The sequence below is a fragment of the Streptomyces sp. NPDC003036 genome, assembly GCF_040611175.1.
Classification (GTDB): domain Bacteria; phylum Actinomycetota; class Actinomycetes; order Streptomycetales; family Streptomycetaceae; genus Streptomyces.
This window is the reverse complement of the sequence record NZ_JBEXNO010000035.1, coordinates 72,215-83,824: the sequence shown is the minus strand read 5'-3', so window position 1 is coordinate 83,824 and position 11,610 is coordinate 72,215. Positions and strand designations below refer to the sequence as shown.

Annotated in this window: 9 protein-coding genes and 1 rRNA gene; 5 read left to right on the top strand and 5 right to left on the bottom strand. The window is 72.4% G+C overall.

All coding sequences use genetic code 11. The features are described 5' to 3' along the window. A 5S ribosomal RNA gene (rrf, locus tag ABZX67_RS24380) occupies window positions 1-93 on the top strand; the annotation flags it as partial. Window positions 94-195: 102 nt separating this feature from the next. Here the strand turns inward: rrf and ABZX67_RS24375 are convergent. The 5 genes from ABZX67_RS24375 to ABZX67_RS24355 are packed head-to-tail and all read right to left on the bottom strand — an operon-like array spanning window position 196 to window position 5,656. After that, window positions 196-1,506, bottom strand: coding sequence for a DUF58 domain-containing protein (locus ABZX67_RS24375; protein ID WP_355363580.1), 1,311 nt, complete (start codon window positions 1,504-1,506; stop codon window positions 196-198). An 11-nt stretch (window positions 1,507-1,517) separates the two neighbouring features. Further along, window positions 1,518-2,501 carry a MoxR family ATPase gene (locus ABZX67_RS24370; RefSeq protein WP_355363578.1) on the bottom strand — a complete coding sequence of 328 codons (984 nt, stop codon included), beginning with the start codon at window positions 2,499-2,501 and terminating at the stop codon, window positions 1,518-1,520. Continuing rightward, the gene (locus ABZX67_RS24365; protein WP_355363576.1) at window positions 2,498-3,721 is read right to left on the bottom strand and encodes a DUF4350 domain-containing protein; all 1,224 of its coding nucleotides are present in this window, start codon (window positions 3,719-3,721) and stop codon (window positions 2,498-2,500) included. The genes ABZX67_RS24370 and ABZX67_RS24365 overlap by 4 nt, the downstream gene beginning before the upstream one ends. Then, entirely contained in the window at window positions 3,718-4,431 is a 714-nt protein-coding gene (locus ABZX67_RS24360; RefSeq protein WP_355363574.1) for a DUF4129 domain-containing protein, read from the bottom strand. The genes ABZX67_RS24365 and ABZX67_RS24360 overlap by 4 nt, the downstream gene beginning before the upstream one ends. Window positions 4,432-4,435: 4 nt before the next feature. Continuing rightward, window positions 4,436-5,656, bottom strand: coding sequence for a hypothetical protein (locus tag ABZX67_RS24355; protein WP_355363572.1), 1,221 nt, complete (start codon window positions 5,654-5,656; stop codon window positions 4,436-4,438). A 182-nt stretch (window positions 5,657-5,838) separates the two neighbouring features. Between ABZX67_RS24355 and mtnA the strand changes: the two genes are divergently transcribed. Genes mtnA through ABZX67_RS24335 form a run of 4 tightly spaced genes read left to right on the top strand, consistent with a single transcriptional unit; the run spans window position 5,839 to window position 11,589 of the window. Continuing rightward, window positions 5,839-6,990 carry an S-methyl-5-thioribose-1-phosphate isomerase gene (gene mtnA, locus ABZX67_RS24350; protein WP_355363570.1) on the top strand — a complete coding sequence of 384 codons (1,152 nt, stop codon included), beginning with the start codon at window positions 5,839-5,841 and terminating at the stop codon, window positions 6,988-6,990. Between the two features lie 4 nt (window positions 6,991-6,994). Further along, complete coding sequence (gene mtrA, locus ABZX67_RS24345) at window positions 6,995-7,684, top strand: two-component system response regulator MtrA (RefSeq protein ID WP_355363568.1); 690 nt, start codon at window positions 6,995-6,997, stop codon at window positions 7,682-7,684. A 1-nt stretch (window position 7,685) separates the two neighbouring features. After that, window positions 7,686-9,746, top strand: coding sequence for an MtrAB system histidine kinase MtrB (gene mtrB / locus ABZX67_RS24340; protein ID WP_355363566.1), 2,061 nt, complete (start codon window positions 7,686-7,688; stop codon window positions 9,744-9,746). After that, window positions 9,736-11,589, top strand: coding sequence for an LpqB family beta-propeller domain-containing protein (locus ABZX67_RS24335; RefSeq protein WP_355363564.1), 1,854 nt, complete (start codon window positions 9,736-9,738; stop codon window positions 11,587-11,589). The genes mtrB and ABZX67_RS24335 overlap by 11 nt, the downstream gene beginning before the upstream one ends. The last annotated feature ends 21 nt before the right edge of the window (window positions 11,590-11,610 follow it).

Here is an 11,610-nt window from a genome sequence, read left to right as displayed (position 1 = left end):
ACGCCCGGTTACATTCCGAACCCGGAAGCTAAGCCTTTCAGCGCCGATGGTACTGCAGGGGGGACCCTGTGGGAGAGTAGGACGCCGCCGAACAAATATTGAGCCCCGGTCCCCGCACTTTGTGCGGGGACCGGGGCTTTTTTGCGTTCAGCCTGGGTGACCGGCCGGTGGTTTCCGGCCTATCACATGGCGCTTTCAGAGGCGGCCCGCAGCCTTCAGCGCCAGGTAGGCGTCGGCGAGAGCGGGCGCGAGGGTGTCCGGTGTCGCGTCCACGACGGTGACACCGTGGTGCTGGAGCTGTTCGGAAGTGCGGTGGCGCTGAGCCTGGGCCTGGGCGCCGGCTGCGGCCTCGTAGACGGCGTCGACGGAACCTCGGGCGCGGGCCATTTTCTCGGTGTGCGGGTCGGAGACGGAGGCGACCAGAACGGTGTGGCGCTGGGTGAGCTGGGGCAACACCGGCAGCAGGCCCTCTTCGATAGCGGCCGCTTCCAGACCCGTCAGGAGAACGACGAGGGAACGGCGAGGCGCGGTAGCCAAGGCGGTCGAGGCGAGGCCGCGGGCGTCGGTCTCGACGAGTTCGGGCTCCAGGGGCGCCAGGGCGTTCACGACGGCCGGGAGAATGTCATTCGCGGAGCGACCCTGGACGCGGGCCCGGATGGTCCTGTCGTAGGCCAGCAGGTCCACACGGTCGCCGGCTCGCGTGGCGAGTGCGGTGAGGAGGAGTGCGGCGTCCATGGCGGCGTCGAGGCGGGGCACGTCGCCGACGCGGCCGGCCGACGTGCGGCCCGTGTCGAGGACGATCAGGATGTGCCGGTCTCGCTCGGGACGCCAGGTCCGCACGGCGACGCTGCTGTGGCGGGCGGTGGCACGCCAGTCGATGGAGCGGGTGTCGTCGCCGGGGACGTACTCGCGCAGGCTGTCGAACTCGGTGCCCTGGCCGCGGGTGAGCACGCTCGTGCGGCCATCGAGCTCACGGAGGCGGGCGAGCCGGGACGGCAGGTGCTTGCGGCTGGTGAAGGGCGGCAGTACGCGGACCGTCCAAGGGACCTGGTGACTGCCTTGCCGGGCAGCAAGGCCCAGGGGGCCGTACGACCGCACGGTGATGCGCTCCGCGTGGCGGTCGCCGCGGCGGGTCGGGCGCAGGACCGTGGTGAGGCGTCGGCGTTCACCGGCCGGGATGGTCAGCTTGTGCCGGGAAGCAGGCTGCTCGGTGCCGGGGAGCCAGCTGCTCGGCGGCCAGGCGTCGCGGAGTTGGGCACGCAGGGAGCGCCGGGAAGCGTTGGTGACGGTCAGCTGGACTTCCGCGCTGTCACCGAGCCGAACACTTGTGTCACCGCTTCGGGTGAATCGGAGCGTTCGCACTGGCGCGGCGAGAGCGTAGTCGCACAGAATTGCGAGTGAGAGAGGCGCGTTGACAGCGAGCATCCCCGTCCAGCTGGGGGCGAGGATGCCGACGGGGAGAGAGCCGAGGGCGGCGAGCAGCGCGGTTCGTCCGGTGAGGGCCATGGGTCACTGCCTCATCGGGGGACGGGGACGTGGGCGAGGATCGAGGTGATCACGGAGTCGGCGGTGACGCCCTCCATCTCGGCCTCGGGCCGCAGCTGGATGCGGTGGCGGAGGGTGGGAAGAGCGAGGGCCTTCACATCATCCGGGATGACGTAGTCGCGGCCGGTGAGCCAGGCCCAGGCGCGAGCGGTGGAGAGCAGGGCAGTGGCGCCTCGGGGTGAAACGCCAAGGGTGAGTGAGGGGGATTCACGGGTGGCACGGCAGATATCGACGACGTAGCCCGCGATTTCGGGGGATACCGACGTCTTGGCGACGGCCGCGCGGGCGGCCTCGAGGTCGGCGGGGCCGGCGACGGGACGTACTCCGGCGGCCTGGAGGTCACGCGGGTTGAAGCCTTCCGCATGGCGGGTCAGGACGTTGATCTCGTCCTCGCGTGAGGGCAGTGGAACCGTCAGCTTCAGCAGGAAACGGTCCAGTTGGGCTTCGGGGAGCGGATAGGTGCCCTCGTACTCGACCGGGTTCTGGGTGGCTGCGACGAGGAAGGGCTCCGGCAGCGGTCGGGGGGTGCCATCGACCGTGACCTGGCGCTCCTCCATCGCCTCCAGGAGCGAGGACTGGGTCTTGGGGGGCGTGCGGTTGATCTCGTCGGCGAGGAGGAGGTTGGTGAAGACCGGGCCGGGCTGGAAGGAGAACTCGGCGGTGCGGGCGTCGTAGATCAGGGAACCCGTGACGTCGCTCGGCATCAGGTCAGGGGTGAACTGGACGCGCTTGGTGTCGAGTTCGAGGGATGCGGCGAGGGCGCGGACGAGTAGCGTCTTCGCGACGCCGGGGACGCCTTCCAGCAGGACATGGCCCCGGCAGAGCAGCGCGACGACGAGACCGGTGACAGCGGGGTCCTGCCCGACCACGGCCTTCGCGATCTCGGTGCGCAGGGCTTCCAGGGAAGCGCGGGCGCTGTCCGAGTTCTCAGGGGTCTCGGGGGTCGGGGCGCTCATGAGGTGCGTACCTCTCTTTCGAGGGCGTCGAGTTGGTCTGCCAGCAGGATCAGCGCGGTGTCGTCCGCGGGGGCCGGGCCGAAGAGAAGGATGCGGAGGTCCGTCTCCCTGGTGGCGTCCGGGTTGGTCCCGGCGAGGCGGGTGGAGACGGCGGGGAGCAGGGCGTCGGGCGCGTGGGCCTGCGCCGGAGGGACACCCAAGAGGGGAGCGAGGCGGGTTCGGGTCGCCGTGCGCAGGACGGTGGCCGCGCGGTCACGGGCGTTGGCCTTGCGGTAGAGGCGGGCGCGGCCTTCGGTGGATTCGGAGGCGCGGATGGCCACGGGGAGACGTTCGGTCACGAGCGGGCCGAGGCGGCGGGCACGCCAGATGGCGGCGAGGACGGCGGCGAGGGCGAGTTGGAGGGTGCCCCAGAGCCAGCCGGAGGGGATCAGGGTGAGGAACGATGTCTCGCCGGAGCCCTGGCCGTCCTCGCGGTCGCCACCTCCTTCGGTGGCGGAGGGATCACTCAGCGAGGGGAGGTACCAGACGAGATGGGTCCGGGAACCGAGGAGTTGGAGAGCGAGCGAGGCATTGCCCCGCTGGTCGAGACGGTCGTTGTAGAGGATGTCGGGGGCGCCGAGGAGGATGGTGTCGCCACCCGAGGGGCCTTTGACGCGCAGGAGTGTGGGGAGGCCGTCGCTGCGGTAACAGGCCTCCGTGTCGGGGAGTTCGGTGACATAGCGCTCGCCGCCCATGTCGGCGTCGCCCGCGCGCTCGGCGGCGGGCAGGGAGCACTGAGGGGTGAGGGCCTCGGTCGCGGCGGGTGTGTCCGCGCTGACTCCGGGGGCCAGGGTCTCGAGGGATGCGTGGCTCGCGGCGACCAGGACCGTTCGGCCGCCGGACGTGCCCATGGAGCCTCGCAGGACCGCTTGCTGATGGTCGGTCAGGAGATCCGGGGCTGCGACGAGGAGGGTGGTGTCGGGGCCCGCTGCGGTGGCGGCTTCGTCGAGGGTGGTCACCACCCGGGTGGTGACGCCGTGGCCCTTGAGGAGCTCGGCCACTGCGCGGCTGCCGTAGCGGTCGGCGGAGCGCGGGTCGAGGCGGCCGTGCTGATCGCCGGAGCGAAGGGCGGCCATGAGGATCCCGGCCACGATGAGGATGGCGAGCGCGATCAGCAGACCGCGCGCCCTGATCCAGACCTGGCGAGGTGTCAGCGCGAGCGAGGTGGGCGTGCCGGTCATGGGCGGGTTCCTCCGCCCGCTGCTCCCGCCACCGCCGGGGCTCCTTCGTTCAGCCGGGGCTTGGTCCGTTCCAGGGCGTTGTCCAGTTCCTTGAGGCGCTGGTACGCGGGCTGGCCGGCGGTGCGACCGCCGTATGTCACGTCGTCGAAGGTGCGGGCCGCCGCGCGTAGTTCGTCCGCGTGGGCCGGCAAGGGGCGCGCCGCCTCGGCCGCGGCTTCGTCCGCGGTGCGGCCGGGGCGCGGCTCCAGGAGGGCGCGTTCTTCCAAGGAGCGCACGATGGCGCGCATCCGCTCCTGGGTGGCTTCGCTCCAGCGGCCGGCGGTGGCGTGGGCCTCGGCGGCGGCGCGGTGTTCGGCGGCGCTGCGGGGGCGGTCGTCGAAGAGGGCGTCCGACGAGACGGCGGCGCGCCGGGGAGTGCCCAGGCGCCACCACAGGGCAGCGACGAGCGCCACGACGATCAGAGCGATGACCACGACGCCGAGCAGCCCTCCCGGTGTGGCCGCGGAGGCGGAGGCGAAGATGTCACCCACCCAGTCCCAGAAACGGTCGAGAGCCCGCTCCAGAAGATTCGGGTCGTCCTCGTGGTACATCGGCTTCGACAGTTCCCGCTCCGCCGCCTCACGGGCCGGCACGCGCGGAATGTCCACTGGTACGTCGTCGGTGGCGCGGCTCAGCGACCACGCCGTCGTCGGTCCCCCCGTGACCAGCACCGCATCAGCTCCTGGGCGTGGTGTCGCCGGGTGTGGAGCCGTAGCCGGGGACGCCGGCCGCGCGGGCGAGTTCCAGATCGAGGGCCTCGCGGCGGATGCGCTGGTCCACGTACAGCAGGACGGTGACGCCGGAGGAGATGGGGTACGTGATCGACGAGCCGATCACCGCGCCGATGCCGGAGACGATCAGGAACGGCCATCCGTACTCCGGTGGAGTTCCGGTGAGCAGGCCGCTGATTCCGTCGCCGTCGACGGCCAGGGCGATGATGCCGAACGGGATGGCGATGATCATCGCGACCAGGAACAGCAGCAGGAGAGTCAGCAGCAGGATGCCGAAGATCCGCCACCACGAGCCCCGGACGAGCTTGGCGGAGCGGCGCAGCGAGGCGATGATCCCCTGCCGCTCCAGCATCAGCGCCGGCGAGGCGAGGCTGAAGCGCACCATCAGCCAGATGACGACCAGGAGGGCGCCGAGGCCGCCGAAGACGGCCAGGGCGGCCCCGGCGACGGAGCCGAGGAGCAGCCCGGGAAGCACGCCCACCAGCATGATCGCCGTGCTTATCAGTGGCAGCAGCAGGGTCAGGCCCAGGAGCTGGGGCAGCCGGGGGCGGGCCTCGTGCCAGGCATCGGAGATGTTCACCTGGCGGCCCAGCACCGACCGGCTGATCACGACGGTGAGCAGCGCGGTGGTGAATAGCGTGCCGATGAGGCTGATGAGCGTGGTCGGGGCCAGGGACACCATGCTCGCCTGGGCCGACTCGACGGACTGGCTCAGCGCCTCCGACCGCGTCGCGTTGGGGTCGGCTGCCGGCGGGGTGGGTACCAGGTAGCGCTGGATGAGGATGTCGGCGATCTGGGTCACCACGGCAACGGTGATCGTGATGCCGAGGACGGTGCGCCAGTGGGCCCGCAGGGTGGAGACCGCGCCGTCGAGGATCTCGCCGACGCCGAGGGGACGCAGCGGGATCACGCCGGGCTTGGCGGCCGGAGGCCGGCCCCAGCCGCCCTGGTGCTGTCCGCCGCCCCAGCGCGGTGCGGGAGGCGGGACAGGCCCGGTGGGGCCGGGGGAGCCCGGCGAGGACCACTGGCCGGCGGGCGGCTGCTCCTTGGACCACTTGGAGGCGGCGCGGTCGCCGTCGGCGGGCTGGGCGGGGTGCGGGACGCCGGCGCCCTGGTCGTCGGAGGGTGCGGACCCGGGCGAGGCCCAGCCCGGAGTGTCGTTCACGGTCGTCCACCTCGTGAATCTGTCGCTGGGCCGGCTCGTCGAGCCGGCTCGGTCGGGGTGCCGGGCCGCTCGGCTTGGCGGCAGGTTGGCAGCCATCGTGCCACGCGTCGCCCGCGGCCGGGCCAGGGCCTGTATCTCATCGGCACCTTCATTGTCGGTGGTTCAGCGGGCAGACTGGGCGGATGGCTGATCAGTACGCACACACGCCGTCCGGTACCGAGCCGTCCGCGTTGCCCGCACTGCGGTGGGAAGAGCCCCCGGAAGGACCGGTGGTCGTACTCCTCGACCAGACGCGGTTGCCCGCCGAGGAGGTCGAGCTGGTCTGCACGGACGTACCGGCGCTGGTGCGGGCGATACAGACGCTCGCGGTGCGGGGCGCGCCGCTGCTGGGTATCGCGGGCGCCTACGGGGTCGCGCTGGCCGCCGCCCGCGGCTACGACGTGCAGGAGGCGGCCGCCCTGCTGGCGGGGGCGCGGCCCACCGCGGTGAACCTCGGCTACGGGGTGCGGCGGGCGGAAGCCGTCTACCGGGCGGCGCTGGAGAAGGGCGTGGACCGGGAGGAGGCGGCCGGGATCGCGCTCGCGGAGGCGCGGGCGCTGCACCGCGAGGACGCCGAGGCGAGCGCGAGCATGGCGCGGCACGGACTGGCGCTTCTCGACGAGCTGCTGCCGGGCGGCGGTCACCGCGTCCTGACGCACTGCAACACCGGGGCCCTCGTGTCCGGGGGCGAGGGCACCGCCTTCGCGGTGGCGCTGGCGGCGCATCGGGCGGGCCGGCTGCGGCGGCTGTGGGTGGACGAGACGCGACCGCTGCTGCAGGGCGCCAGGCTCACCGCGTACGAGGCGGCCCGGCACGGGCTGGCGTACACGCTGCTCACCGACAGCGCCGCGGGTTCGCTGTTCGCGGCCGGGGAAGTCGACGCCGTGCTGATCGGGGCGGACAGGATCGCCGCCGACGGGTCGGTGGCCAACAAGGTCGGGAGCTATCCGCTCGCGGTGCTCGCCAAGTACCACCATGTGCCGTTCATCGTGGTCGCACCCGTCACGACGATCGACCCCGGCACGCCGGACGGGGCGTCCATCGAGGTGGAGCAGCGTTCCGGGCAGGAGGTGACGGAGCTCACGGCGCCGCCGCAGGTGATGCTGGCGCATGGTGGATCGGGGGGCGGGCTGCCGGTGGCCCCGCTCGGAACGCAGGCGTACAACCCCGCCTTCGACGTCACGCCGCCGGAGCTGGTGACGGCGATCGTCACCGAGGAGGGCGTAGTGTCGCCCGTCACCGCAACGGGAATCGCCGAGCTGTGTGCCAGGTCACGCCAGGTAACGATTAGCTAATGGGATGATGTCGATTATGAAGGGACGCGTCCTTGTCGTCGACGACGACTCCGCACTGGCCGAGATGCTCGGGATTGTGCTGCGTGGTGAGGGTTTCGAGCCGTCGTTCGTAGCGGACGGCGACAAGGCCCTGGCCGCATTCCGCGAGGTCAAGCCGGACCTGGTGCTGCTGGACCTCATGCTGCCCGGGCGGGACGGCATCGAGGTGTGCCGGCTGATCAGGGCCGAGTCCGGGGTGCCGATCGTGATGCTCACCGCCAAGAGCGACACCGTCGATGTGGTGGTCGGGCTGGAGTCCGGTGCCGACGACTACATCGTCAAGCCGTTCAAGCCGAAGGAGCTGGTGGCCCGGATCCGGGCGCGGCTGCGGAGGTCGGAGGAGCCCGCGCCGGAGCAGCTCACCATCGGTGACCTGGTCATCGACGTGGCCGGTCACTCGGTGAAGCGGGACGGGCAGTCGATCGCGCTGACGCCGCTCGAGTTCGACCTGCTGGTCGCGCTGGCCCGCAAGCCGTGGCAGGTCTTCACCCGCGAGGTGCTGCTGGAGCAGGTCTGGGGCTACCGCCACGCCGCCGACACGCGGCTGGTGAACGTGCATGTGCAGCGGCTGCGCTCCAAGGTCGAGAAGGACCCGGAGCGGCCGGAGATCGTGGTGACCGTCCGTGGTGTCGGTTACAAGGCCGGACCGAGCTGACATGTCCCGCGGCAGTGCTGCTCCGAAGCCCGGGAAGCCGGGAGTCCGTGCGGGGCGGGCTGCCGGTCCGGGGCGTGCCCCCTCGCGCGTCGGCCGCCTGTTCCACGGCGGTCGGCTGCTCCAGGACGGGGCGCCCGGCGGTCGGGTGCTCCGGCTCCTGGCGCGCTGGGTGCGCCGCCCGTTGCTGCCCGCCCTGCGGCTGTGGCGGCGCAACATCCAGCTGCGGGTGGTCGCCGGCACGCTGCTGATGTCGCTCGGCGTGGTGCTGCTGCTCGGCATCGTCGTCATCGGGCAGATGCGCAACGGTCTGCTGGATGCCAAGGAGAGGGCGGCGCAGAGCCAGGCCTCCGGCGGTTTCTCCGCGGCGCAGGACCAGGCCAGTGCGCCGAGGCCCGGGCAGGTCGGCGGTGGCGCCGGCGGCCCGACGACGCCTTCGTCGCTGAACTGGCGCTCCGACCTCGTCGTGCAGCTCGCCAGCGGCGGGCAGAGCGCGTTCAACGTGGTGGCGCTGAGCTCCGACTCGGCGGGCACGGCCCCGAGCCGTGGCGCCCGGGCGTCGGGCGGCGTGGAGCCCGCGACGAGCATTCCGGCGGCGCTGCGCGAGTCGGTCGCGCAGGGGACCGGGACCTTCCAGACGTACACCCGCATCCACTACACCGACGGCAAGGCGTCCGAGGCCGGGCTGGTGATCGGCAAGCGGCTCAACGACGTCGAGGGCAACTCCTACGAGCTGTACTACCTCTTCCCGCTGACGCAGGAGGAGGACTCGCTCTCCCTGGTCAAGACGACGCTGGCGACGGCCGGGCTGTTCGTCGTCGTCCTGCTGGGCGCCATCGCGTGGCTGGTGGTGCGGCAGGTCGTCACGCCGGTACGGATGGCGGCGGGCATCGCCGAGCGGTTGTCGGCGGGCCGGCTGCAGGAGCGGATGAAGGTCACCGGCGAGGACGACATCGCCCGGCTCGGCGAGGCCTTCAACAAGATGGCGCAGAACCTCCAGCTGAAGATCCAGCAGCTGGAGGACCTCTCGCGGATGCAGCGCCGGTTCGTGTCGGACGTCTCGCACGAGCTGCGCACCCCGCTGACGACTGTGCGGATGGCCGCCGATGTGATCTACGAGGCGCGTGGGGACTTCGACCCGGTGACGGCGCGCTCGGCGGAGCTGCTGGGCGACCAGCTGGACCGGTTCGAGTCGCTGCTCGCGGACCTGCTGGAGATCAGCCGGTTCGACGCGGGCGCGGCGGCGCTGGAGGCGGAGCCGATAGACCTGCGGGACGTCGTGCGCCGCGTCATCGGCGGGGCCGAGCCGCTCGCGGAGCGCAAGGGCGGCCGGATCCTGGTCGTCGGCGACGAGCAGCCGGTGGTCGCCGAGGCCGACGCGCGGCGCGTCGAGCGCATCCTGCGCAACCTGGTCGTCAACGCCGTGGAGCACGGCGAGGGCCGCGACGTGGTGGTCCGGATGGCCGCCGCGGGCGGCGCCGTGGCCATCGCCGTACGCGACTACGGGGTCGGCCTCAAGCCCGGCGAGGCGACGCGCGTCTTCAACCGGTTCTGGCGCGCCGACCCGGCGCGGGCCAGGACGACCGGTGGTACCGGCCTCGGCCTGTCGATCGCGCTGGAGGACGCCCGGCTGCACGGCGGCTGGCTGCAGGCCTGGGGCGAGCCCGGCGGCGGCTCGCAGTTCCGGCTGACGCTGCCGCGCACGGCGGACGAGCCGCTGCGCGGTTCCCCCATACCCCTGGAGCCGGAGGACTCGCGGCGCAACCGCGAGCGGGCCGCCGCCGAGGGGCCGGAAGGCCCCCGGCCGGCGGCCGTGCCGGGACAGCCGGGCACGGGCCGCTCGCCGCTGCCGCCGGGGGCGCCGATATCGCCGCGGCAGGCACCGGCACAGGCGACCGCGGACCCGACCGCCCTGCCCGGCAGCGGAGCCCGGGTGGTGGCACGGCAGACCGGGGAGCGGACCGGCGAAGGCGCCGGACCGGCGCGCGAAGCGGAGCGCGCACCGGGCACAGGCGGGGACAGGGGCTGGGACACGGAGCGGGAGGGCATGGCTCGTGGGCGCTGAGCGTCATCGGTACGGGCGGGGACGTACGGCGCGGAGGGCCGCGCTGCTCGGCTGCGCCACTCTGGTCGCCGGCTGCGCCTCGATGCCGGACAGCGGGGACGTATCCGCGGTGAAGGCCTCCAAGCCGGGCGACTCCCAGGTGCGGGTCTATCCGGTGACGCCCCGGGACAACGCCGCGCCGGACGAGATCGTCGACGGTTTCCTGGAGGCGATGACCGGCGACGACCCCGGCTTCGCCACGGCCCGGAAGTACCTGACCAAGCAGGCGGCGCAGGCGTGGAAGCCCGAGGAGCGCACCACGGTGCTCGCCGCCGCGCCCGAACCGCAAGCGCCCGAGCGCACCACCGGGCAGGAGGGCTCCGGCCTGCTCTACCGGCTGTACGGGCAGCAGGTCGCGGCCGTGGACGGCCATCAGGCCTACCAGCCGGTGGCCCCGTCCCAGTACAACGGCACGATCCATCTGGTGCAGGTCGCCGACCCGGAGGGGAAGGGCAAGGAGTGGCGCATCGACAGCCTGCCGCCGGGCCTCGTGCTCGGTGAGTCGGACTTCCTGCGCAATTACCGCTCCGTCAACAAGTACTACTTCGCCGCCGGGCGGAAATGGGTTGTGGCGGACCCCGTGTACATCCGGCAGCGGCAGGATCCGGTGACCCGGATGGACCCGGTGGCGCAGACCGTGAAGGCGCTGCTGGAAGGCCCGACGAACTGGCTGAAGCCGGTGGTCGATTCGCGTTTTCCCACCGGCACGACGCTGAAGGAGGACGTGAAGTCGCTGACGCCCGACGACCAGAACCTGCTGAAGGTGCCGCTCAACGAGAAGGCCGACAATGTCGGCCAGGACCAGTGCCGGAAGATGGCGGCCCAATTGCTGTTCACCGTGGGGGATTTGGCGTCCACCAGGGTCGAGCAGGTGGAGTTGCAGCGGTCGGACGGTTCGCGGCTGTGCGTGCTGGGTGAGGGCCAGAAGGAGGATTTCATGGCCGACCCGACCGCCGTCTCCCCGAAGAATCCGTACTTCATCGACGCGAACGGGCAGCTGGCCGAGGTCGACGCCACGTCGAAGGACGTCGGCGGGCCGCGGCATGTGCCGGGGCCCTTCGGTGACGGCACGGCGAAGGTGGGTTCCGTCGCGGTGGCGCGGGACGAGCGGTACGCGGCGGGCGTGTCGCAGGACGGCAAGTACCTGAGGGTGGCGTCGATCGCCTCGGAGGGGGAGCTGCCGCAGCCGATCCTGCAGAGTGGGGGCAGGACCCCCGAGGACCGGCTCTCGGCGCCCAGCTGGGACGGGCGCGGCGATCTGTGGGTCGCCGACCGCGACCCGGCCAAGCCCCGGCTCCTCCTGATCCCGGGTGGTTCCGGCGCGCCGCTGCCCGTGGCGGCGCCGTGGCTCACCGGCGGCGTGCGGGTCAAGGCGCTGCGGGTCTCCGAGGACGGCGTGCGCGTGGCGCTGCTGCTGGAGAAGGACGGCAAGACCACGCTGCACATCGGCCGGGTGCAGCGGCACGGCTCGGGCGCGCAGCAGACGGCCGCCGTGGTGGACCTGCAGTCGGCCGCGCCGCGCATGGAGTCGGTGAGCTCGGTGTCCTGGGCCGGGCCGAGCCGGCTGGTGGTGCTCGGCAAGCTGGCCGGCGGTGTGCAGCAGGTGCGCTACATCCAGACGGACGGCTCCACCTCGGCCGCCGGGGTTCCGGGGCTCAACCAGGTCAAGGCGGTCGCGGCGGCCAACGACGAGCGGGCGCCGCTGGTGGCGGCCTCCGCCGACGACGGCATCGTGCGGCTGCAGGCCGGCGGCAACTGGCAGCCGATGGCCGAGAAGGGCACGTCACCGGTCTACCCCGGCTGACGCCGGCGGCCGGCTTGCCCG